The sequence below is a fragment of the Streptomyces sp. NPDC007875 genome (genome assembly GCF_042868035.1).
Lineage (GTDB): Bacteria > Actinomycetota > Actinomycetes > Streptomycetales > Streptomycetaceae > Streptomyces > Streptomyces antimycoticus.
In genome coordinates, this window is sequence record NZ_JBIADZ010000024.1 from 82,825 (window position 1) to 106,215 (window position 23,391).

Here is a 23,391-nt window from a genome sequence, read left to right on the forward strand (position 1 = left end):
CACGGAACCCACGGAACAACCGACTCACGGAATCAACGGAGCATCCACATGACCACGCGACACCCTCTCCCCGTCGGTCTCATCGGCGCCGGCCGCATGGGCTCCTTCCACGCCGAGACCCTCGCCCGCCGCCTCCCCGGCGCCCGTCTCGCGGCCATCGCCGACCCGGCCCCGGGTGCCGCCCAGGGGCTCGGTGACCGGCTGGGCGGCACTACGGCGTACACCGAGATAGGCGAGCTGCTCGCCGACCCCGGGATCGAGGCGGTGGTCATCGCCACCCCGGCCCGCACCCACGCGGCGCTGGTCGAGGCCGCGGCCCGGGCGGGCAAGGCCGTCTACTGCGAGAAGCCCATGGCCGTCACCCTCGAGGAGGCGGACCGCGCCATCGCGGCCGCGGCCGACGCCGGCGTCCCCCTCCAGGTGGGCTTCAACCGCCGCTACGACACCGGCTTCCACGCCGCCCACGAGAAGATCCGCGCAGGCGCCATCGGCACCCCGCAGCTGCTGCGTTCGCTCACCCGCGACCCCAAGTCGGATGACCCGGGCCGCATCCCGCCGTGGACCATCTTCCTGGAGACCCTCATCCACGACTTCGACACCCTGCGTTATCTCAACCCCGGCGCCGCACCGGTCGAGGTCTTCGCGTTCGCCGACGCCTTGGTCCGCCCCGACTTCAAGGACCGCGGACTGCTCGACACCGCCGTGGTCACCATCCGCTTCGACAACGGCGCGCTCGCAACCGCCGAGGCGAACTTCCAGGCGGTGTACGGATACGACGTCCGCGGTGAGGTCTTCGGCTCGGCCGGCATGCTCACCATGGGCGACATCCGCCGCAGCCATCTGACCGCCTACGGCCCGGACGGCATCGCCGCCGCATGCGTCACCTACGACCAGGATCTCTTCCACGACGCCTACGTCGCCGAACTCGCCGACTTCACCGAGTGCGTGCGCACCGGACGCGCCCCCTCCGTCACCGGACAGGACGCCCGTGCCGCCCTGTCCGTCGCGCTCGCGGCCATCCAGTCGGTCACCACCAACGGACCCGTCCGGGTCGGCGACACCGTGGCGTAGGCCCTCACACTGCCTCGGCGGGCTTCCGGTAGACCACGACATACCCGCCCTCCGCGGTGAAGGGCGCCCGCGACCAGCCGTCCCAGCGCCCTTCCAGCCGAAGGCCCGCCAGCCGTGCCATCAGGTCCAGCTCGGTGGGCCATGCGTAGCGGAACACCATGGGATACAGCTTCGTCCCGCCCTCGGTGATGGCGACGTACTGCCGGTTGACCGTCTGCGCCACCCGGTCGAACTTCGAGACCCGCAGGACCACCTGGTCGAGTGCCACATGAAGGGCGTCGCTGGCCTGCGGCTGGATCAGCCGGTGCGGATCGGGGACGAAGAGCTGGAGGACGAAGGCGCCACCGGGGGCCAGCCGCGCGGCCACGTTCTGGAAGCAGCGGATCTGGGTCTCCTGGTCGCGCAGCAGGAAGAACGTGTGCTGGACGGCGTAGACGAGGTCGAAGGTCCCCTCGACGGCGGCCTCCGCGAAGTCGCCCTGGACGGCCCGCACCTGTGCGCTGCCCGGCTTGTCGGCCATCTGCTGGAGCATGACGGGAGAGGCGTCGATGCCGGTGACCCGCACCCCCCGCTCCGCCAGCGGCAGGGCGACGCGCCCGGTGCCCACCCCGAGCTCCAGCGCATGGGTGGGCTTGGCCACGTCCACGAGGAACCCCACGGCCGCGTCCTCGTCCTTCGCGGCCGGCCAGCCGATGGCGTCGTGGTCGGTCATGTGGTCGCCGTAGGTCGACGATTCGTATCCCTGCACGTGCGCACTCCTCTGGCTATGCGACTCGGCGCGGGCTCAGCAGGCCCTTGGCGGCGAACGGAACGAGAACGAGGGTGAGTGCCGCGGAGAGCAGTAGTCCGCCGCGCGCACCGAGCGCGCTCACCAGCGGGCCGCTGAGCGGCAGGCCGATCGGGGCCGCCAGCGTCGATCCGGTGGTCCAGAGCGTGATCACCGGCTGCTGCTCATGGGGCGGGAGCTCAGACTGCACAAAGGTGTAGGCGATGGGTGTGAAGGGGGCGTAGATGAGTCCGCCCAGGGCGAAGGCGCACATCGCGACCGGCCCGGAGGGGGCCAGGGCGAGAAGCACCACCGAACCGCCCCACAGCGCGATGACCGCCACCAGGACGGCCTGCTGGTGCAGTTTCCGCAGGAAACCGGTGAGCGCCCCGCCGAGCAGCGCCCCGGCGCCGAAGGCGGTCCAGATGATGCCCAGTGTGTTTCCGTTCCCGTGGAGATCTCCGTTGACCAGCACGGGAAGCGCCACTTCCACCGGCATATAGGACAGATTGAAGAAGAAGACCACGAAGAACAGGCGGGCGGCCACGGGACGCAGCCGGAGGATCCGCCACCCGGACTCCGTCGACCGCTCCGCCCGGGGCGTTCTCGGCTGTGGCGGCACCACGAGCGTGACGGCCCCGAACAGCAAGAGGAAGCTGAGCGCTTCGAGGAGGACGGCCACGTCCGCTCCGAACGCGACCGTGACCGCGCCACCGACCGCCGGCCCTACGACATAGAGCGCCAGGCTGTTGGCGAAGCCCAGCAGTCCGTTGACGGTGAAGAGCTCGTCCTTCCCGGCCATACCGGTGGCGACGAGGCGCCGGCTGCTGGACGCCGTCTGATGCAGGACGGACCCGAGGAGCAGCGCCACCACCAGGAACCGGATGTCGATCCGGTCGGCCATGGCGGCGAGGCCCACCACCGTGAAGAGGACGGTGCGCAGCGCGCTGTCGGTGATCACCACGGCCCGGGTGGGCAGCCGCAGCCGTCCCAGGCCGATAGTGAGGGCGAGCACGGTCGACAGCACATACGGTGCGGTCATCACCAGGCCGACCGCCACGGGGGCGGAGAGCTGCCCGTGGTGGCGTATGGCCAGCAGCGGCAGGGCGATCAGCAGGATGCCATCGCCCACGCTGGAGATCACATAACCGGCGAGCAGTACGGCCAGGCGCGGGTTACCCGTCAGCACCCGGCGGTAGGACCGGTGGCCGGCGGCCCCGCCCGCCGTCTCGTCCGTGGTGTCCGTGCTCATGAGCGGTCCATTGGCGCTTCACGGGGCGGGCGGAAGGACATGTCCGCGATCCACAGGGTGTCGGGCACCAGCAGGGCCCATCGGGTACCCCGGGCGGACGGGTCGTCGCGCAGGCTGAACCGGGCGTCCCACAGCTCTTCCCGCTCGCCCAGGTACCGGGTGAGCTTGCGGCGGCCCCGGTCCGTGTCGAAGTCCACCACCCGGCCGTGGCCACGGGCGATGACCTGGTGAACGGTGCCGGTCGCGAGGTCGCACGAGTCCACCACGAGTTCGAAGACCGGGGCGCGGTCCAGTCGCTCCTCCAGCCGGGCCCAGGGGCCCGTGAGCACCCAGAAGGCGTGGTCCTCCCACAGGAACCACACGGGCCGCACCCGTGGGCCCTCGGTGGCCAGCCGGGCCACCAGGGGCCGGGCCAGGAACGCGTCCACGTCGAACGGGGCCTTGTCGAGGCCCGGGAAGGTTCCGTCGTCGTCCCTGGTGAGCTTCATGAGCGGGGTCCCTTGCGCAGGGTCCGCCACGCCCGTTCCAGCCGGGCGACGCCTTCGACGATGTCCTCGGCACGGGTGCAGGAGAAGGACAGCCGGAGGGTGGACGGGTCAGGCCCGGTCGCGTAGAAATCGGTCCCCGGCACGAAGGAGACGCCTTCCTCGACCGCGGCGGCCAGCAGTTCGGTGGCGTCGGCGCCCCCGGGAAGCCTCGCCCAGACGAAGAAGCCACCGTGGGGCACCTCGAACTCCAAAGCCCCCTCGAAGGAGCCGGCCAAGGCGCTCACCAGCGCGTCGCGGCGCTTGCGATAGAGATGACGGGCGCGCTCCAGCCGCGTGGTCAGAAAGCCGGGCTCCTGGACGAGCTCATGCACCACCTGCTGCATCAGAAGCGAATTCCCCAGGTCGGCCGCCTGTTTGAACTTCATCAGCACATCGGTGAGAAACGGTGGGACGATCAGATGGCCCAGGCGCGCCGCGGGGAAGAGCACCTTGGAGAAGGTACCCATCCGTACGGAGCCGGCCACGGCGGAGGTCGCGGCGGCCGGCCGGGGCGCGACGGTGTCGTAGCCGAGATCCCGGTATGGGTCGTCCTCGACGAGGACGCAGCCGTACCGCTGGGCGAGGTCGGCCAGACCGCGCCGGTGCGCGGTGTCCAGGGTGGCGCCCGTCGGATTGGCGAAGGTGGGTACCACATAGATGATTTTGGCCCGTTCCTCCACCGACAGCGCCGCCTCGAGCCGGTCGAGACCCTCGTCCGACCCCAGGGGAACGTCCACCACCCGGGCCTGGAAGAGACGGAAGACCTGCAGCGCTCCCACATAGCTGGGCCGGTCCACGAAGACCACGTCCCCGGGATCGAGCAGCGCCTTGCAGAGCAGGTCGAGGCCCTGTTGTGAGCCATGGGTGAGAAGCACCTGCCCCGCGTCGACCGGACGGCCGAGCTCGGCGGACTCCCGGGCCGCGATCCACGACCGGAGCTCGGGCAGCCCGCTCGCGTCGCCGTACCGCAGCGGCAGGCCGCCCTGGCTCAGCAGGCGGGTGGTGGCTTCGGTGAACTCCTGGTGGCAGTAGGTCTCCGGCGCCGGGCTGCCGGCGGCCAAAGTGATCACATCGTGGCCGTCGGTCAGCCGGAGGACGGCGCCGACGGCGGAGTCCGCGAGCTGGTCCGTACGGCTCGCCAGAGCCGGAAGCCTGCTGGGCGCGTCCGTGAAGGTCACCGGGGCTCCTCCCCGCCGTCGCTCGCGGCCGTACAGATCCGGCGCGGGGTCCGCTGACGGAAGATGAGGGTGTAGGGGACGTCGATGCCGAGCCGTTCCAGGAGGGACTGCCGCACCCGGGCGACGCCCATGGAGTCCCCGCCCAAGCCGAAGAAGTCGTCGTGGGCGCCGATGTCCGCGCGGCCGAGGACTTCCCGGAAGATATCGATGACCTGCTGCTCGGTCTCGTCCCGCGCCACGCCCCGACGACCGCGGAACACGATGTCCGCCGTGGGTTCCGGGAGCCGGCCGCGGTCCACCTTCCCGCTGGACAGCAGCGGCAGGGAGGTGAGGCGCACCAGGACGCCGGGCACCATCTGAGGGGGCAGCCGCCGGGCGACCGCGTCGATCACCTCATCGGGGGCCGGCCGGTCGTCGTCCGTGACCAGGTACCCCACCAGCCGTGGCCGCTCCCCCTCGTGGACACGGATCGAGGCCGCGGCCCCGGTGACCCCGGGCGCGGCGAGCAGCGCGGCCTCGACGGCCGCGAGGTCGACGCGGACACCGCCGACCTTCGGGTCGTCGTTCAGCCGGCGGACGAATTCCACCCGCCCCTTCTCATCGACGCGCACCAGATCACCGGTGCGGTACAGGCGCCGCCCGCCGCCGTGGAATGGATCGGGTACGAAGCGCCGTGCGGTCTGTTCCGGATCGCCGAGGTAGCCGCGGGCCAGTCCGACACCGCCGATGAACAGCTCCCCGACCTCCCCGTCGGGCACCGGGGTCAGTGCGTCGTCGAGCACATGGACCCGGGTACCGCGGATCGGGCGGCCCACGGAGGGGAGACGTCCGGTGGAACCCTCAAAGGGGCCGAGCCGGGCCGCGAGGCGGACGCTGGACGCCTCGGTGACACCGTAGGAGTTGACGACCTCGAAGGGCAGCCCGCGGGGCCAGACCCGCAGTTGCTCACCGCCCGTCACCAGCAGGCGCAGCGGGCAGACCGCAGGCCAGGGGACGCCGAAGAGCCGTTCCGCGAGCCCGGTCACCACGATGCTCCAGGTCACCCCCTGGTCCAGCAGCCAGTCACGGAGCGCCCCCGGCTCGCGGACGGGGCCTTCCTCGGAGACGGCGATGGCGGCGCCCGCGGTCAGCGGAGTCCACAACTCCCATCGTGAGATGGCGAATCCGGGGGAGGCCAGCCAACTGCTGCGGTCCTCGGGGCGGATCGAGAAGGCGTCATGGGACCACAGCGCCTCGTTCACGATGCCCGCGTGCGTGAGGGCCACCGCCTTGGGACTGCCGGTCGAGCCCGAGGTGAAGTAGACGCAGGCGACAGCGCCGTCCTCGCTCTCCGGCGCCGGGGGCAGGCCGGCGATTGGCTGGTCCACGGGGGGATCCGCGACCTCGCTGATGGTCAGTCCCGGACCCACTGTCAGTCGCACCCCGGCGATCCGCAGCATGTCCGCGATCCGGGCCGGGGGCAGATCCGTCGCCAGTGGCACACAGACGCCACCGGCCTTCCACACGGCGAGCGCGGCGATCACGTGCTCGGCGGAGCGTGGCGCGCCGACCCCGATGGTCATGTCGCGGGCCGCGCCCCGTGCCACCAGGGCCTGGGCCAAGTCCTCGGCGCGCCGGTCGAGCTGGCGGTAGCTGAGGACAGTGTCGCCCTCGATCAGCGCCGGCCGGTCCGGCCACCGCAGTGCGGCGTCGCGCACCAGGTCGTGGGTGCGTGCCGGACGGCCGTGTCCGGGCGCGTCAGCGGCCGCTGTCATGCCACACCTCCCCGATCCGCGTCTGGGGGTCCTTGAGCATATGTTCCAGGTTCTGGCAGTGGCGGTCGACGTAGCGCTGTGCGCTGCTCGGGGTGAAGGCCGCGCGGTTGTACGTCATCTCGCCCTCCAGCCCGGTCGGGCCGGCGTAGAGGGTGGGCACCACGTTCTGGCCGTAGACATGCGCGTACCGATCGCCGTCCAGCTCGATGGGATAGCACGTCTCCCTGGTGAACTCGAAGGGACGGACCTCGGCGTCGCCGATGCGCTCCGGCGGGCCCAGGTCGGCGTTGAGGACGCTGCCGCGCACCCACACGTGGTACAGCGCCCTCGCCGGCCAGGGCCGTCTGGCCGTGAAGTCCGGGTCGATCGCGTCGGCGATGCGCAGATACGGCAACTGGTTGTCGTAGGCGTCGAGCGTGGTGTCCCTGACGTGTTCCAGAAGCTCGCCGAAGGTGTGCTCGGGGCGCACCTCGATCGGCAGCAGCACCAGATCGGCGAAGTGCCCGACCGCATGCGGATCCGGTTTGAGCTCCAGACGGGTCAGCGTGGATCCCACCACGACGCGCCGTGCCCCGCAGAGGTCCGCGAGGGCGGCCACATAGGCCGCGACATGGATCAGATAGGGGGTGACGCCCGCCCGGCCGCGGAGCCTGGCGAGGGCCTCCGGATCGGCCTCGGCCCGGAACGGCGTCGTCTCCCGCAGGAAGACCGGCGGTGGGGCCGCGGGGTAGTCGGTGCGGACGTCGAGCGGGGCGGGCAGGGGGCTGAGCACCCGGCGCCAGTGCTCCAGACGCCGGTCGGCGTCCGCGGGCGGCCGGGCGGCCCGCCGCACGAAGTCGCGGTACTGCTCCTGCCGTACCGGAGGGGCGATCCCCTCGTACGCCTCGGCCAGGTGCCGGACGACGAGCTGTACCGAGGGGGCGTCCAGCACCAGATGGGCGGCGGACAGGACCAGCACATGCTCCGTCGGGGAGCGGCGCACCAGCGTCGCCCGCCACAGCGGGCCCCGGACATAGTCGAAGACGCGGTGCTCCTCGGCGCCGGCCACCAGCTCGCAGTAGGCGTCCTGATCCTCCGGTGGCACGGCGGAAAGATCCACCAGGGCGAGGAGGGGCGGGTGCGGGTCCTCCGCGTCCTGGACGTGGGTGCGGGGTGCGGTACCCAGGTCGCTGAGGCTGGTGCGCAGCGCCTCGTGCCGTCGGCGGACATCGGCCAGCGCCCGTTCGAGCCGCCCGGTGTCCAGTGGGCCGCGCAACGTGAACGCCAGACAGACATTGGTCCTGGTCATGGCCGCGTCGTCCGGGTTCATGAAGCGCATGCTCTCCCAGATCCACTCCTGCTGCGGACTGAGCGGAACCGGACCGCCGGACGCGGTCATTCGCCCTCCATGAGCTCGGGCAGCACTCGCTCCCCGAGCAGCCGCACCGCCCGCATGGCCTCGGTGTGCGAGACGGACCCGAACCGCAGCTGCAGGCTCAGTTCGGCACCGGGGTAGAGCTTGCCGATGCGGCGGATGGTGGCGGCGGTCTCGGCCACCCCGCCCACGATGATGTTGTCGGCGGCCATCAGACCGGCCACCGTGGTCGTGCGAGCCGCCTGTTCCATGCGCTCATAGCCCCGGTACTGGTCCGAGGTGATGCCGCGCCAACTCCCATAGGCCTCGAGCTGTTTGGCCCGATACGCGGCGTAGTGCTCCTCGGCTCGCGCCACCGCCTCGTCCTGGCTCTCCGCCACATAGCAGTGGTAGCTGACATGCAGTCGGAAGTCGGGGGAGTGGCCGTGCTCGATCCGGGTGGCGCGGTACAGATCGAGAAGCCCGGTGAGCTTCTCATGGCTGGCCACCACCGGGATGATCATGAGGTGGTACCCCTTGGACGCCGCCCAGGTGAAGGTCTCCGGAGAGGTGGTGGCGGCGATGAACACCGGTGGCCGGGGCAGCTGCGCGGGGCGGGGCAGCATCGCGGGCAACGGGCCGAAGCGGTGGAAGCGGCCCTCCCAGCGGAAGCCCTCGTCCGTCCACAGCCGCTCGACGGCCTCGACGTTCTCCTCCAGCAGAGCCCGGCTGTCGGCCATGTCCACCCCGAACGCCTCGAACTCCGAGGGCAGGAACGCCCGGCCGAACCCGGCGTCGAGGCGGCCGTGGGAGAGGTTGTCGAGGACCGACAGTGAGGCGGCCAGCTTGATGGGGTGGGTGAACGCGGGGGTGACCGCCCCGGTCACCAGCCGTACGCGGCTGGTCCGCCGGGCGATGGCCGACAGCAGCGCCACCGGGTCCGGGCTGTATCCGCCCCACTCGTGGAAGTGGTGCTCGACCAGCTTCACATGGCTGAAGGAGAGCCGGTCGGCCAGCTCGCTGAGCTCGATGATCTCGTCGTAGAACCGCTCGGCCGGCATCTCGCCGGGGCCCACGGTGGGCAGGAAGTTGAGTCCGACCTTCATGGTGTCACTTCCCGCGGCGGCAGGTCGTCTCGTACAGGTTCCGGTACTGCCGGTCGGCGAATTCGAGCTTGGCCAGCGCGCGTCCGGTCTCCAGGGCCGTCTCGTGCGGGATCAGCCGCGGTGTGCCGACGGCCTCGGCCATCAGCTGGGACGCGGCGGCCCGTTCCATCACGATGAACAGCCAGATCGCCTCGCCCAAGGAGCGGCCCCCGGTCAGGAAGCCATGATTCTGCATGATCACGGCAGTGCCGTCGCCCATGGCCTCGATGACCTCCTTGCCCTCCTGGCGCGCGTTGACCAGACCGGTGAACCGGTCGTACAGGCCGTGCCGCCGGTAGAGGACGCAGGCGTCCTGAGTGATCGGATCGAGCAGTCGGCCCAGGGACGACCAGGTCTTGCCGTACATCGAGTGGGTATGGGCGAAGGCCACCAGGTCCGGCCGGTTGCGATGCAGTTCACCATGGAGCGGGTCCACCGAGGGATTGAGCTCGCCCGAGCCCTCCAGGACGGTGCCCTGCGCCCCGACGAGGAGCAGATCGTCGGCCCTCACATGGTGGAAGTCCAGACCGAAGGGATTGACCCAGTAGGCATCCGGGTCCTCCGGGTCGCGCACGCTCACATGGCCCGCGATGCCCTCGCTGTAGCCCAGCTCCGCGAGCAGATGGATCCCCTCCACCAGAGACTGCCGCAGCACATCGCGCTCGCCTCGGTCCGGCATGGTGCAACCTCACTTTCCAGAAGCGTCGTATACGCAGCGAAAGCCGACTTCGTTGTGCCGGTCGGTGAGCAGGTCCTTGCCTCGGTAGAAGGTCGACAGGCAGACCGGAGGCGAGGTCCACGTCCCCCCGCGCAGCACATGGAAAGCCTCGGGACGGTTCATGAATTCCTGCCCCGAACGCCCCTTGAAGAAGGGGGCCATATCGGCCCGGGTGAAGAAATTGGTGCGGGTGAGCTCCCAGACGTTCCCCGCCATGTTGAGGGCGCCGTAGGGGCTTGCGCCGACCGGATGGGAGTCGGCCGCTGCCACCGGGCGCTCGGGCCAGGAGACGGTGGTGGTGACGAGCAGCTCCTCGAGTTCCGCGAGATTCCGGATGTCGTCGCGGCCGTATGCCGTGAAGACGCTTTGTGCCTTGTCATTGCTCCATTCATCGCCCCATGGGTAGATCCGGCCGTCGGTTCCGCGGGCGGCCTTCTCCCATTCGTTCTCCGAGGGCAGCCTGCCTCCGGCCCAGCGGGCGAACGCGTAGGCGTCGTACCAGTCGACCCCGACCACCGGGAAGTCCGGCCCGTTGAACCGAGGATCGTGCCAATGCGCCGGGGTGTAGTCCTTGCCGTCGGGCTCATCGGGGTGGGCGAACTCCCTGGAGCCACCCACCGCGTCGAGGAATTCCGCGTACCGGGCGTTGGTCACCGTGGTCCGGTCGATGTAATACGCGGGAAGTTCCTCGACGCGCAGCGGATTGTCGGTGTTGTCCATCTGGAAGGGGCCGATGTCGTTCACCCGGGCCCCGGCGATGAAGGGCCCGGCCGGAATCAGCACGGCATCGCGCAGGTCCGGTTCGCGTCTGGCGGAGTCCACCGTGGCCCGCAGCCGGGCGAAGTGGCGGTCCTCCAGCTCGCGGAGCTCGTCCGGATCGGTGGAGTCGAAGAAGTCGAGCAGGGCGCGCTTGGTGAAGGCGGCACCGCAGCCCACGGGTTTGCGGGCGTAGGCGGGCTTGGTGAAGTTGCTGGGCCAGCCGGAGATGCGGATCATGTGGGCCACCGCCTCTGGGACCCGGTGCTCTCCGGCGACCTTGATGGCGGTGAAGGCCACCCAGTCGACGTCGTCGTGGATCGCCTCGGTGATCGCCGCCCGTGCCTCGGGTGCGTCGACGAACCGGGCGGCGAGGGTCTCCACGGCGAGGCGCCTGACGTTCCAGTCCCGGTGCCCGACCGCCCACTCGGCCAGTTCCTTCAGTGAGAGGTCGCCGTCGGCGGCATCGGTCAGCGCCTTTTCTATCCGCTGGATCCGATCGCGATACTCCTGGCCCTGAAGGGAGTTTATCGATTCCTCGTTCAAGAGTCCGTGCAGCATTGTCCCACCCACCCTCGTACACACTGCCCCGACGGGGTGCCGGGCGAATACGGAGATTCGCCCGGCACCCCTTACCTATCGGTTGCGACGATTACCACTTCGTCGCGGCCTCGCCCGCCTCGCGGGAAGCCAGGAAGTCCTCGGCTGTCATCCTCAGTCACCTCCATTCGCTCGCCGGTCGGAGTTTTCCAAGCCACGCGCACAGCGTGGCCACTCATGGGCGCCCGAGGGCGCGGTGACGAGAAGGTCTCCCGTTTCAAGGATTCCTGAGAGAGATGCGTACCGGCCGCGGTCGCGCCGGGCCGGGATCTTGTCACTGACGGGCGCTGTGGGTCAGCAGCGCACCATGCTCATCTGCATCTTCGGAAGAGTCCGAGGGGGTCGGACACCCAGGAAATCAGTGGCACTACACTTCCTCCGTTGCGTGACGTCCAGCATCCGCTCGGGGAGTCGCATGTACACCTCACGGCACTATAGGCATCCGTCACCTCTGCCACAACGGGTGCGAGCCAAAAAGCTTTTCGGCTTTATGTAATCTTGGTGGTCAAGCTGAATTGAGTATTCCATTCCGGTTGTGTTTCGATCTTCGCGTCGGCCCGCAGAGGTCTGGATGAGCTGGCCCTCGAGGCGGGGCACCCTTCGAGAGAATCGCCATATTCTGGCTATATGGAACGACGTCGGCGGCCTGTGGTCCGTGCGGCACGCGTCTCCCCTGCGGCACCCGTCTCCCGAGGGGGCGGCCGCCGCATGAGGGGACGGGGCCCGGGGCGTGCCCGCCGGTGCGGCCCACCACCGTCACGCTCTAGGATCGGTCGGTGACCGCCGTGAAACAGCAGACCACCAGGGATCAAGCGGCACCGGGGCGGAAGCGCTCGGACGGTGCCGGCCGGAGCGCCACCGTCAAGGACGTGGCGACGCTCGCCGGGGTCTCCCCGAAGACCGTGTCGAATGTGATCAACGGCTTTGTGCATGTGTCCCCGGCGACCCGGGAGCGGGTGCAGCGGGCCATCCGGGAGCTCGGCTACCGGCCCAACCGGGTGGCCCGCAACCTCCGCCGCGGCAGCACCGGCATGATCGGGCTGGTCCTGCCCGAGCTGGACGTCCCGTACTTCGCCGAGCTGGGACGCCACTTCCTCACCACGGCAGAGGAGCACGGTCGCACCCTGCTGATCGAGCAGACCCTCGGTGACCGCGAGCGGGAGGAGGCGGTGATCCACGGCCTCGGCGACCAGGTCGTGGACGGCATGGTGGTGAGCCCGCTCGCGCTGCACGGCAGCGCGCTCGCGAACCACCTCGGTACCGTGCCGCTCGTGCTCATCGGCGAACGCCCCAGCGGCGGCCTCGCCGACCATGTGGTGATCGACAACGTCGCCGCCGCGCAGGAGGCGGTGAGCCATCTGGTGGCTGGCGGGCGCCGCCGGATCGCGGCCATCGGGGTGCAGCCCGAGCCGTACATCGGCACACCGCTGCTGCGCAGGACCGGCTACCGGCAGGGGCTGGAGGAGGCCGGGCTGCCGCTGGACCCCCGGCTGGAGCGGGAGACCCCCCGCTATCACCTGGCCGAGGGCGCCCGGGCGATGGCGGCGCTGCTCGACCAGGCCGAACCGCCGGACGCCGTGTTCTGCTTCAACGACGCGCTCGCCCTCGGCGCACTGCGCACCCTGTACGAGCGCGGACTACGGGTGCCGGACGACATGGCCGTGATGGGCTTCGACGACATCGAGGCCGCGCGGTACAGCACCCCGAGCCTGAGCAGCGTGGCACCGGACAAGACCGCCATCGCCCGGCACGCCATCGGTCTGCTGCTGGAGCGGATCGAGGCACCGGACCGCCCGGCCCAGGAGGTCGTCGTCGGACATACGCTCCACGCCCGCGAGTCCACCGAGGGCGGTGTCGCGCGGACCGCTCACTGACCTCCCAGACCCGTGGTGGCCACCGACCTCACGATCTGACGCTGGAACAGCATGAAGACGATCAGCAGCGGGATGGAGCCGAGGATCGAGGCGGCCGACTCCTGGGCGTTCCGCAGCCCGGTGGAGTCCTTCACGGTCGACAGCCCCACCGGGAGTGTCATGAGCTGCGGATCGCTGGTGCTGATGAACGGCCAGAGGAAGTTGTTCCAGGTGTTGATGAAGACGAATATCGCCACGGCCGCCAGGATCGGCCGGGACAGCGGCAGCACCACACTCCAGAACACCCGGAAGCTGCTCGCCCCATCGATCCGGGCCGCCTCCTCCAGCTCACGCGGAATGCCGTCGAAGAACTTCTTCAGGATGAACACCATCGCGGGCGCCACCACCTGCGGCAGGATCACCGCCGCGTAGGTGTCGACGAGGTTCATCGCGAGCATCTGCCGGAAGAGCGGCACGATCAGGATCTGCGGCGGCACCATGATCGAGGCGATGGTGACGGCGAAGAGCACACGGCGGCCGCGGAAGAGCGTACGCGAGAAGGCATACGCCGCCATCGCCGAGATGGTCACGGTGATCGCCGTGACGCATATGGCGATCACGACGCTGTTCACCGCCCACACCGGGAGATTGCCCTGCCCGAGGATGGTCCGGTAGGCGTCGAGGGTGAAGCCCGCCTTGGGGATCCAGTCGGCCCCCGACGCGCTCGCGTCGACCTCCGTCTTGAACGAGGTGTCCACGCCCCAGCCGAACGGCACCAGCCAGATCACCGTCATCACCGCCAGCGCCAACAGCGTCAGCACACGGGGGAGGGGGCCCGTTCCGAGCGTGGGGTGCCAGGCATGGCCGCCGTAGCGACGCCGCCGGACCACCTCCCGGGGCATGGTCGAGCGGGGTTTTCCGGGGGTACGGGGGGAGAGTGTCTCGGTGGTCATGGCGCGATCAGTCCTCCCTGCGCGAGAAGATCTTCAGCTGGGCGAGCGAGAGGATGATGATGATCCCGAAGAACACGTACGACACCGCCGAGGCGTAGCCGAGCCGGTAGTTGGTGAAGCCGGTGTCGTAGATGTACTCCAGGATCGGCCGGGTGGCCCCGTTCGGGCCGCCCTTGGTCAGCAGGTAGATCTGGTCGAACACCTTCAGCGACGCCATCACCTGCAACACCGCGATCAGTGCGGTGGTCCGGCGCAGCTGGGGGAGTGTGACCGACCACAGCCGGCGCCACGCACCGGCGCCGTCGAGCGCGGCAGCCTCGTAGAGGTGGTCGGGGATCGCCTGCAACGCGGCCAGGTAGAGCAGGAAGTTGAATCCCACCGTCCACCACAGGGTCACCAGCCCGATGGACCACATCGCGTACTTCTCGTCCGTCAGCCAGGCGATCCCGTCCATCCCGAACGTCTGGAGCACGCTGTTGAGCATTCCCCGGTCCGGCTGGAAGAGCATGCTCCAAATCTGGAAGACCACCGCCACCGGCAGCAGATGCGAGGCGAAGAAGGCCAGCCGCCACAGCCACTGCCCCGGCATCCCCGTGTACACCAGCAGGGCCATCACCAGGGCGACGATCACGAGCGGGACGGTGGTCAGGACGGTGAACCAGACCGTGTTGCCGAGGGTCTGCCACACCTGGCTGTCGCCGAACGCCTCGGTGTAGTTGTCCAGGCCGACGAAGACACCGTCGCCGTGTCCGGTCAGGCTGGCGTCGGTGAAGCTCATCCACAGGCCGATGCCGATCGGCACGAGGAGGAAGAGCGTGAAGAACACCAGGAAGGGGGTGGCGAAGAGCCACCCGGCGCCGCCCGGGGACCGTCGCCGGTCCGTGGCAGCGGCCCGTCGGGATCCGGCCGCGGCCTGCCGCGAGGGCGTGGAGACGGAAACCATCACATCGCTCCTTTCTGCGATTCCGTCGCGATCAGGCCGGATTCGGCTGAGCCATCAGGGTGTTGATCTGGGAGACCATCGTGCGCACCGCATTCGCCGCGGACGAGGAGCCGCCGAGCGCGGGATCGAGCGCCTGGCACATCCGCGTCTGGAAGTCGGAGCCGGAGCCCGCGAACCACACCGGAGGGTCGAGCACGAGCTGCTTCGCCGCGCCCGCGTACTCGGACTGCGGACGCAACTTGGCGTAGCCGGCGGACGAGACGGCCGGTGTGTAGGCGGGAATGTGCCCCGCCGACGCCCACGTCAGCCCGGATTTGACCAGCTCGGCCACGAACTGGTGGGTGCGCCGCCGGTGCTCCGGATCCGGGTTGTCCTGGTGCGGAAGCACCAGCGCATGGCTGTCGGACGCCCCGGCGGGACGGTCGTAGAAGGTGGGGATGGGGGAGCCGCCCAGCCTGTTCTTGAGGGCCGTCTTGTAGGTGGCCATGTCCCACTCGCCCGAGAAGATCATCGGTGAGCGGCCGTTGGCGAAGGCGGCGATCGCCGTCTGGACGTCCATGGTGCGGCTGTCGCGTGCCAGGTCGGCCATGAAGCGCACCACCTCGACGGCGGTGTCCTCATCGATCTCGGCCCGCTCGCCCGTGAGATCGAAGGTGGCGCCCGTCTGGCTGAACAGCGTCCAGAACATCCGCCAGCCCATCGCCGCGTCGTTCGCATGACCGAAGACGGGCCCGAGCTTGCCGGTGTCCTTGCGGAGCTTGTCCATCAGCTCCAGGGCGTGCTTCGGAGATTCGAAGGGCGCAAGCCGGCCGTCGCCCGTGAGGAGACCAGCCTTGTCCATGACGTCCCGGTCGAAGAAGACGACGAAGGGGTGGGTGTCCAGCGGAATGGCGTACGGGGTGCCCTCGAACAGACTCCGCTTGACCAGCGTCTTGTTGAGGTCGTCCTGCTTCAGGCCGAACTCCGCCAGCAGATCCGTGTCCCAGGGGTCGAGCAGACCGCCGGGGGCGTAGCCCGCCAGCCGGGTCAAGTGCATGATCGCCACATCCGGCGAGCGGCCACCGGCCGAGGCCATCGCCAGCTTGGTGTAGTACGGCGGACCCCAGTCCAGCACCGTCGTCCTGACCTTGAGATCCGGGACGCGCTTCTCCACGTTCCGGGTCATCGTCTTCATCAGTTCGCCGTCGGGGCCGGTGAACAGGGTCCAGTACTGGATCTCATCGGCGCTCGCCACGCTCCCGGCGATCGAACCGCAGCCGCTGAGCGCGGACGCGGACACGGCGGCGCCCGCCCCGTACACCGCGCCTCTCAGCAGACAGCGCCGTGACAGACCGCTCATCGCCCCTCCTCACCAGCTGGGCGCTCGAAGGCGGCGGGGCGCTGCTGGGCCGCCCGCACCCGCTCCACGTCGAGCTTGCTGCTCCGGTCGAAGCGGTAGACGCCGTTCTGCTCCTGGAAGACATCGGTGAGCTGGGTGTAGCAGTAGCCGAACATCAGGGGGTCGTCGAGCAGCGCCGCGGTCAGCCCCGCGAAGCGTGTCTGGAACTCCTCCTCGGTCCGCGGCCGCTCCCCGTAGCCCCAGGACACCTCGCGGTCGTCACCGGCCGCGGCCTCCGCCTCCTCCGGATTCCACCAGATTCCGCCGAACTCGCTGCAGAAGTAGGGCTGGCCGCGGTACGGCAGCGACCACACCGCGTCGGTGTCCCTCTTGCCGGGGTTTCCCCGGTTGTCGGGGTTGAGGAACGGCTCGTCCTTGTCCAGCCCCGCCATCTGGCGGCGGAACGCCTCCGGGTCCTGCTCATAGCTGTGCGAGTCGTACACGTCGGTCTCGGCCACGCGGTGGGAGTAGCCGGAGGCGTCCAGGACCGGACGGGAGGTGTCGGCGGCCTTCGTGGCCAGGAACATGCCCCGGGTGACATCGTCCAGGACGCTCTGCCGGTCGTGGAGTTCCTGGTGCGTCTCGTTCAGCGGGCACCAGCCCACGATCGACGGATGGGAGTAGTCCCGCTCCACGGCCTCCAGCCACTGCGCGACGAATCCGGCGGTGGGCTGCTGGTTGTCCCGGGTGGTGCGCCCGGTGCCGGCTCCCCAGTCGCCGAACTCGCCCCAGACGAGATAGCCGAGCCGGTCCGCGTGGTGCAGGAACCGCTCCTCGAACACCTTCTGGTGCAGCCGCGCCCCGTTGAACCCCGCGGCCAGCGACAGCTCGATGTCCCGGACGAGGGCGGCGTCGTCGGGCGCGGTCATCAGCCCGTCGGGGTACCAGCCCTGGTCCAGGACGAGCCGCTGGAAGACGGGGCGGCCGTTGAGCAGCAGCCGCTTGCCGTCGATGGCCACCGACCGCAGCCCGGCGGTGCACTCGGCGCAATCCACCGCCTCGCCGTCGGCGTCCAGCAGCTCGATCCGTATCCGGTGCAGATGGGGGTCCTCCGGCGACCACGGCCGGCGCCGGTCCTCCGGCAGCGCGAGCACCATACGGGGTGCCATATCGAGGTCGGCGCGTACCGTCGCCTCGGCCACCGTCTCGCCGTCCGCGTCGCTCACCCGGGCCGTGATCCGGTGGCCCGGGCGGTTGGCGCTGAGCGGCAGTTCGAGGTGGAAGGCCCCGGACGCGAGGTCGGGGGTGATCCGGGGCCTGCGCAGATGGACCTCGGCCACCGGCTCCATCCAGACCGTCTGCCAGATGCCGGTGGTGCGGGTGTAGTGGCAGTCGCTGTTGGCGTACTCGGTGGCCTGCTTGCCGCGCGCCTGAGGGCCGTGCCGGGCGTCCCGGGCCCGTACCACGATCACCACCTCAGCCCCTTCGCCGGCCGGGTCCGCCACCTCGCCGAGGTCGGCGGTGAAGGAGGTGAAACCGCCGCTGTGCCGGGCCACTTCGCGGCCGTCGGCCCAGACGGTGGCGTCGTGGTCGACGGCCCCGAAGTGCAGCAGCACCCGCCGGCCGGCCCAGTCCGCCGGGATCCGGACCGTGCGCCGGTACCAGACCGCGGGGTGGAAGTCGGTGTCACCGATCCCCGACAGCTCGGACTCGGGGCAGAACGGGACCAGGATCCGCCCGTCCAGCTCCTGGTGCACCAGACCGCGTTCGAGTCCGCTGTCGCCGGGGTCGAAGGCGAACTGCCAGGTGCCGTTGAGATTGAGCCAGTTCTCACGGACAAAGCTGGGACGGGGATATTCGGGTCGTGGAACGGCGTTCGACACGTCGGGCGAGGGGGCGTCGGTGTGAGCCATGGGGTCTCCGGGACGGGGCGGGGATTCGGCCGGGCAGGGGTATGCCATCACCCGTTTACATCGTTGTAAAGATCCCGCGCACCATCTTTTACCGCGACCTCGGGCGGCCGCCGGTGGGCGTGGCTAGATCTCGCTCTTCTTCGCCTTGTACAGCTCGATGTCAGTGTTGGCGAAAAGGTGCACATAGCCGCAGTTCCAGCAGATCAACCCGGTGGCCGATTCGTTGGCCCAGCCGAACTTGAACAGCTCCATGCCGGTGCTGTTGAGCTTCACCTCGCGGTCCCGGAAAAGGTCGCCCTTGCAGAACACACATGTGATCCACACGTCCCCGATCGCCGCACGTACAGGCTTGGCCACGCTCGCTCACCTTCTCCGGCCGCCGACGCGGCCCCCGTCTCGCATCAACAAAGGCGATCAGCATAGGACGGGGGCTCGCTCGGAACGTCAGCGGCGGTAGGTGTGCACGTAGTCGAAGCGCGCGACCGCGCCCGCGGTGTTCTGCGCGACCAGCCCGATCCTGAGCTTGCTCGACGTCGGCAGGGTCCAGACGCCGGTGTGGACCCAGTGCACACCGTCCGTGCTGGTGGCGGCGCGCACCTCGGTCTCGTCCCGCGCGGTGTCGGCGTGGTACGACAGCCGCATCCACATCGTGTCCGCGCTCGGGCCGCCGAACATCGGCCCGTAGGCCACCGGGGTCGGCGGTGTGGTGGTGGGACGCTCGCCCTCCTTCGCGAACTCCGTGACCTGCGTGGCCTTCCCGTCGGTGTGGCTCACCGGGAGCACCGTGTGCACCAGCTTCAGATAGCGGTCGTCATCGCCGTAGAGCACCAGCCCGGCCTGCTGATTGGTCCGTCCCGGAGCGAAGCGGAGCCTTGTCTCCACGGTGTAGTCGCCCGGGGGAGCGTCGCGGGTCAGCACCGACGCCGTATTGGTGCCGAGATAGAGCTCGGCACTCTGAGTCGGCCAGGACAGGGCGCCATCGGCCATGGCGACCCCGGACGCCGGTCCGCGCACCCAGGACCACGGCGAATCCGCGGTGGTACCGGGGACGGTGGCGGTGTCGAAGTCGTCGCTGTAGGCGGGCAGCAAGGGGCCCGGTACCCGGTCGGGGATGCGGGTGGTGACGGGTGTCTGGAGCGCCGCGACCCCCACGTTGTCGGCGGCCGCCCCGGCGCCGCGGGCGGCGACGCCGACCTTGCCGGAGCGGACCGCCGTCGCGGGCAGCGTCCGCTCCTGGGTGGCCACCGCGTCCCGCAGCCGGTCGGCGCTCACCTCCACGGTCATCCGGGTGCCGCGGACCTCGGCCGCCACGTTGTGCCAGGTGTCCCAGGCGAAGTCCGCCGGGAGCGGGGTCGTACGGGCGCCGCGGCTTCGGCCGTCGACCCGTACGTCCGTCACCAGTGCGTTGCGCGCCCTGTCCAGCCACGCCACCACGACGTCGTCCGGGCCGGTGCAGCGGACCAGCAGCCCGGCCGCGCCGGTGGCCGAGGTGACCCGCAGGTCGGCCTCGGCGCGCCGGGCGGCCGGGGCGGACCGGTCCGAGACCAGAGAGGCGGGGCCGGTGGGATTCCCGCGCGGTGTGACGAAGCCCCGCGCGTCCTGCTCGTGTCCGACACTCCAGTCGTCGGTGCCGGAGCCGCCACCGCCGTGCCACCCCTTCAGCGAGTTGTCGTTGAAGGTGCCGCCCGCGGCCCAGGAGGCCACCGGGGCCCGCTGCGCGCCCTGGGAGGCGCCGGCCCCGGCCCGTACGACCGGCCAACCGTCGATCCAGTCCAGCCGGTCCATCAGCATCGGCCGCTTGGACAGCTTCAGCGTGCCGCCCGCTGCCGGTTTCAGATCCGGGTCGTCGGAGGAGATGGCGTGGTAGACGAGCCAGTCCTGGCCGGACAGATCGGTCTGCAGGGCGTTGTGTCCGGGGCCGATCCAGCCGTTGCCGTTCGCGGTCAGCGCCACGCCGCCCTTGCTGGTGGCGGCCGTCAGCGGGACGCCCTCGTCGTCCACGAAGGGCCCGGTCGGGCTGGTCGCCCGGCCGACCTTGACCTGATAGCCGCTGTAGGCACCGTCGCAGCATCCGGCGTCGGAGTAGAAGAGGTAGTAGTGGCCACCGCGCCGGACGACGAACCCGCCCTCCATCCGGCGGCCCTGCGCCACCTCGGTCACCGCGCCCTCGATGCGGGTGCGGGCGGCGTTCATCTTCGCCACGCAGATCGTGTCGTAGCTCCCCCAGTACAGATAGGGCCGACCGCCCTCGTCCGTGAACTGGGCCTGGTCGATGTTGCCGGTGGCGCAGCCGCTCGGCGAGGGCAGCACGGCTCCCTGGTCGGTCCAGGGGCCGGTGGGGGTGGGCGCGGTCGCCACTCCGACGGTGTTCTCCGAGGACACCGAGTAGTACAGGTTGTAGTGGCCGTTCACATAGCGGATGTCGGGGGCCCACAGCCGTGCGCCCTTGTGCCAGGCGGGTTTGGTCTGAGGAGTGAAGACCTCTCCGGCGTACTTCCAGTGCGCCATGTCGGCCGAGCGGAGGATGGGCAGCATCCGCTCACCGTCCTCGCCCTTGCTCTGGAACACCGGGTTCTGGGTGCCGTACGCGTACCACAGGCCGTCCTTGCCCCGGATCATCACCGGGTCGGGGAAGGTGTCGACCACCCCGGCCGTCAGGGGGTTGTGGTACGTCGGTGCCTCGCGGGCCGTGGTGTGAGGCGCCGATGCCTCGCGGACCGCGCGCGCGGCGGCCGTCGCCTGGGACGTGGGCAGCAGCCCGGCCAGCAGCGCGCACAGCAGCGTGGCGACGAGGGTGCCAGGACTTCGTCTCATCTACGCGGTCCCTTCCGGCTCGAAGGAGCTCAGGCTCGGGTCGTAGTCGAGGTCCCCGATGTCGAACATCGGGGTCATCCAGTGGTAGAAGTTGTCGCCGCGCTCGCGCAGCAGGTCGTACAGGCGGCGCATGAGGCGGCGGCGCACGGGCAGCAGCTCGGAGTGCTCGTAGCGGTTGGTCAGCTCATGGGGGTCGGTGTCCAGGTCGTAGAGCTCGTTGACCGACTCGGGATTGACGATGAGCTTGTGGCGCTCGTCGCGGATCATCCGCTGCGGATACGGGAAGTGGTGGCCGTGGAACTCGGCGAGCAACTCGGCCGGCCACCGCGGATGTTCGCCCCGCACCAGTGGCACCAGGCTTCGGCTGTCCACGGCCGGTGAGGTGTCGCAGCCCGCGAGGTCCAGGATGGTGGCCGTGCAGTCGGTGAGGCTGACGAACTCCTCGCGGACCTGTGGGGCCGCCCCGGGGACGCGGATGATGCCGGGGATGCGATAGATGTCCTCGTACATCGCCGGGCCCTTGTCGTGCAGTCGATGGGCGCCGGTGAACTCGCCGTGGTCGGCGGTGAAGAACACCGAGGTGTCATCGGCCAGCCCGAGCTGGTCGAGGCGGGTGAGGATGCGCCCGATCTGCTCGTCGATCAGCGTGACATAGCCCCAGTAGACCGCGATCAGCTTGCGGGTCACCTCGATCGGGATGGTGTCGAAGGTCCAGTGGGCGCTGTAGTTGCGCTGCACCGGTGGCTTGCCCTCGAAGGTCTCGGCGATCGAGGCGGGCAGCTCCACCAGGCCGGGGTCATAGGCGTCGAAGTACGCGTCGGGCAGCAGATACGGCAGATGCGGCCCGAAGAAGTGGGTGGCCAGGAAGAACGGCCGCCCGTCCGCGGCGTATCGCTCCAACTGCTCGATGGCGCGGGTGGCCAGATAGTGCTCGAAGGTGGCCTCCACCGGCTGGTGCAGCCGCGCCGCCAGCAGATTGCCCGGATTGCCGTTGGGCGTGGTGCCGCGGATCGGATCGGATATCCGGTACGGCGGCAGGCCCCGCTCCTTCAGGTACGCCGCGTAGTCCGGATGGTCCACGGGGTTGTGCCAGCCGGGCAGATCGGGTCCGTCGAAGCCGTACGAGGCGGCGTTGCGGTGAGTGCCCACATGCCATTTGCCGACCAGGCCGAGCTGGTAGTCACGCTCGGCCAGGGCGGTGGGGAAGGTGAACGCGTCCTCGCGCAGATCCTCCAGATAGCCGACGTTGCGCTCGTAGTTGGCCAGCAGCCGGTGGCGGAACGGCGCCTGGCCGGTGAGCAGACTGGCGCGGGCCGGGGTGCAGATGGCGGTGGGGGTGTAGAAGCGGTCGAAGCGGGTGCCGGTCGCCGCCAGCCGGTCCAGGTTCGGCGTGGCCACGTGCGGATTGCCGTAACAGCCGAGGGTGTCGACACGATGCTGATCGGTCATCAGGAACAGCAGGTTCATCGGGCGGCCGCCTTCGTGTAGAGGTCACCGGCGTAGAACGAGGACGGGTCGGGCGACTTCTGCAACTGCCCGGTCCGGACGAAGAAGCGGCTCATGCCGTCCAGCCACTTGTCGACGGTGCCGTCCTTGGTTCTGGCGACGAGCTCGGCGGTCGTCATCGTCTTCACATGCTCCGCGTCCGCCGCGACCTTCGCCTCGTCGGCCTTGAGCAGCTTCGCGGCCAGTACGATGGACTCCTTGGGGTGCCCGGCCCGCCAGTCGTTGGCCTCCTGCAGCACCTGGACGACCTTCCGGTCGCGTTCCGGCTTCGCCTTGGCGCCGGAGACGAAGGCGGTGGGGAAGGTGGAGCCTGGGATGTCCTCGGTGCTCGCCACCTCCTTCATCCCCGGCACCTTCTCCTTGATGGTGTCGATGAGGGGGTACCAGATCCCGGCGCCGTCGATCTGCCCGGAGGCGAACGCGGAGACGACGGTGGGCGCGTCCATCACCACCTTCGAGATGTCCTTCATGGTCATCCCGGCCTGCTGGAGCGCGAGATTGAGCGCCATCTCACCGGATGTGCCCTCGGGGACGCCGACCTTCTTTCCCCTCAGATCCCGGATCGAGGTGATACCGGGCCTGGCGATGACCCGGTCGGCGTAGGTGAGCGTATTGACGGCCACGATGGTGGCCTTGCCGGAGGCGGGCAGCCACAGGGCGCCCGGCCCGATATAGCCGTAGTCCAGATTGCCGGTGCGCAGGGCCTGGATCTGGACCGGGCCGTTGACGAACACCTTGGGCTCGGCGGTCAGGCCGTGTTTCTTCCACAAGCCCCGGTCCTCGGCGATGGCCAGCAGACTCGCACCGTTGTAGTCGGCGATGTAGCCGAACCTGACCGCGGAGCCGCCGCCGTTGCCGGAGGACGAACACGCAGCTACCGACAGTGCCGCACCGGTCGCGGAGAGTGTGCGCATGAAGTCGCGTCGGCTCATCCTCATCTCGGGTGAGTCCCTTCGGAAGTGGGGTGGGGATGGGTGGGGAGGGAGGAGGG

At 69.8% G+C, this 23,391-nt stretch carries 19 protein-coding genes; 2 read left to right on the plus strand and 17 right to left on the minus strand.

Features of this window, described 5'->3' with window-relative positions:
- Positions 1-48: 48 nt before the first annotated feature.
- A complete protein-coding gene (locus tag ACFYOY_RS36680; RefSeq protein ID WP_388591955.1) occupies positions 49-1,071 on the plus strand; it encodes a Gfo/Idh/MocA family oxidoreductase in 1,023 nt (340 codons plus the stop codon).
- A gap of 4 nt (positions 1,072-1,075) precedes the next feature.
- On the opposite strand, the gene ACFYOY_RS36685 is transcribed toward ACFYOY_RS36680, so the two are convergent.
- From ACFYOY_RS36685 to ACFYOY_RS36725, 9 genes are read right to left on the minus strand one after another with little or no spacing between them, the layout of a single operon-like run.
- The gene (locus ACFYOY_RS36685) at positions 1,076-1,819 is read right to left on the minus strand and encodes a methyltransferase domain-containing protein (protein ID WP_351900139.1); all 744 of its coding nucleotides are present in this window, start codon (positions 1,817-1,819) and stop codon (positions 1,076-1,078) included.
- 16 nt (positions 1,820-1,835) lie between these two features.
- The gene (locus ACFYOY_RS36690; RefSeq protein ID WP_351900136.1) at positions 1,836-3,089 is read right to left on the minus strand and encodes an MFS transporter; all 1,254 of its coding nucleotides are present in this window, start codon (positions 3,087-3,089) and stop codon (positions 1,836-1,838) included.
- Positions 3,086-3,577 (minus strand): pyridoxamine 5'-phosphate oxidase family protein, encoded by a 492-nt coding sequence (locus tag ACFYOY_RS36695; RefSeq protein ID WP_351900132.1) that lies wholly within the window; start codon positions 3,575-3,577, stop codon positions 3,086-3,088. Before ACFYOY_RS36695 ends, ACFYOY_RS36690 begins: the two co-directional genes overlap by 4 nt.
- Positions 3,574-4,794 (minus strand): PLP-dependent aminotransferase family protein, encoded by a 1,221-nt coding sequence (locus ACFYOY_RS36700; protein ID WP_388591958.1) that lies wholly within the window; start codon positions 4,792-4,794, stop codon positions 3,574-3,576. Before ACFYOY_RS36700 ends, ACFYOY_RS36695 begins: the two co-directional genes overlap by 4 nt.
- Positions 4,791-6,548: an AMP-binding protein gene (locus tag ACFYOY_RS36705; RefSeq protein ID WP_388591960.1), complete on the minus strand. Its 1,758-nt coding sequence runs from the start codon at positions 6,546-6,548 to the stop codon at positions 4,791-4,793. Before ACFYOY_RS36705 ends, ACFYOY_RS36700 begins: the two co-directional genes overlap by 4 nt.
- Positions 6,532-7,926, minus strand: coding sequence for a condensation domain-containing protein (locus tag ACFYOY_RS36710; protein ID WP_351900121.1), 1,395 nt, complete (start codon positions 7,924-7,926; stop codon positions 6,532-6,534). The genes ACFYOY_RS36705 and ACFYOY_RS36710 overlap by 17 nt, the downstream gene beginning before the upstream one ends.
- On the minus strand, positions 7,923-8,987 hold the full coding sequence (locus tag ACFYOY_RS36715) for an LLM class flavin-dependent oxidoreductase (protein WP_388591962.1): 1,065 nt from the start codon (positions 8,985-8,987) through the stop codon (positions 7,923-7,925). Before ACFYOY_RS36715 ends, ACFYOY_RS36710 begins: the two co-directional genes overlap by 4 nt.
- Positions 8,988-8,991: 4 nt before the next feature.
- Positions 8,992-9,705: a class II aldolase/adducin family protein gene (locus tag ACFYOY_RS36720; protein ID WP_351900116.1), complete on the minus strand. Its 714-nt coding sequence runs from the start codon at positions 9,703-9,705 to the stop codon at positions 8,992-8,994.
- A gap of 9 nt (positions 9,706-9,714) precedes the next feature.
- A complete protein-coding gene (locus ACFYOY_RS36725; RefSeq protein ID WP_351900111.1) occupies positions 9,715-11,061 on the minus strand; it encodes an SUMF1/EgtB/PvdO family nonheme iron enzyme in 1,347 nt (448 codons plus the stop codon).
- An 815-nt stretch (positions 11,062-11,876) separates the two neighbouring features.
- Here ACFYOY_RS36725 and ACFYOY_RS36730 point away from each other — a divergent pair.
- The gene (locus tag ACFYOY_RS36730) at positions 11,877-12,974 is read left to right on the plus strand and encodes a LacI family DNA-binding transcriptional regulator (protein WP_351900107.1); all 1,098 of its coding nucleotides are present in this window, start codon (positions 11,877-11,879) and stop codon (positions 12,972-12,974) included.
- Here the strand turns inward: ACFYOY_RS36730 and ACFYOY_RS36735 are convergent.
- From ACFYOY_RS36735 to ACFYOY_RS36770, 8 genes are all read right to left on the minus strand, one after another.
- A complete protein-coding gene (locus tag ACFYOY_RS36735) occupies positions 12,968-13,855 on the minus strand; it encodes a carbohydrate ABC transporter permease (protein ID WP_388592007.1) in 888 nt (295 codons plus the stop codon). The genes ACFYOY_RS36730 and ACFYOY_RS36735 overlap by 7 nt on opposite strands.
- 58 nt (positions 13,856-13,913) lie before the next feature.
- Entirely contained in the window at positions 13,914-14,849 is a 936-nt protein-coding gene (locus ACFYOY_RS36740) for a sugar ABC transporter permease (protein WP_351900099.1), read from the minus strand.
- Between the two features lie 31 nt (positions 14,850-14,880).
- Complete coding sequence (locus ACFYOY_RS36745) at positions 14,881-16,188, minus strand: extracellular solute-binding protein (RefSeq protein ID WP_388591966.1); 1,308 nt, start codon at positions 16,186-16,188, stop codon at positions 14,881-14,883.
- On the minus strand, positions 16,185-18,080 hold the full coding sequence (locus ACFYOY_RS36750; protein WP_351900091.1) for a sugar-binding domain-containing protein: 1,896 nt from the start codon (positions 18,078-18,080) through the stop codon (positions 16,185-16,187). The genes ACFYOY_RS36745 and ACFYOY_RS36750 overlap by 4 nt, the downstream gene beginning before the upstream one ends.
- 123 nt (positions 18,081-18,203) lie before the next feature.
- Positions 18,204-18,437: a hypothetical protein gene (locus ACFYOY_RS36755; RefSeq protein ID WP_351900087.1), complete on the minus strand. Its 234-nt coding sequence runs from the start codon at positions 18,435-18,437 to the stop codon at positions 18,204-18,206.
- A gap of 87 nt (positions 18,438-18,524) precedes the next feature.
- A complete protein-coding gene (locus ACFYOY_RS36760; protein ID WP_351900083.1) occupies positions 18,525-20,894 on the minus strand; it encodes a family 43 glycosylhydrolase in 2,370 nt (789 codons plus the stop codon).
- Positions 20,895-22,361, minus strand: a complete 1,467-nt coding sequence (locus tag ACFYOY_RS36765) for a sulfatase-like hydrolase/transferase (protein ID WP_351900079.1) — start codon at positions 22,359-22,361, stop codon at positions 20,895-20,897.
- The gene (locus ACFYOY_RS36770; RefSeq protein WP_351900075.1) at positions 22,358-23,338 is read right to left on the minus strand and encodes an aliphatic sulfonate ABC transporter substrate-binding protein; all 981 of its coding nucleotides are present in this window, start codon (positions 23,336-23,338) and stop codon (positions 22,358-22,360) included. The genes ACFYOY_RS36765 and ACFYOY_RS36770 overlap by 4 nt, the downstream gene beginning before the upstream one ends.
- Between the last annotated feature and the right edge of the window lie 53 nt (positions 23,339-23,391).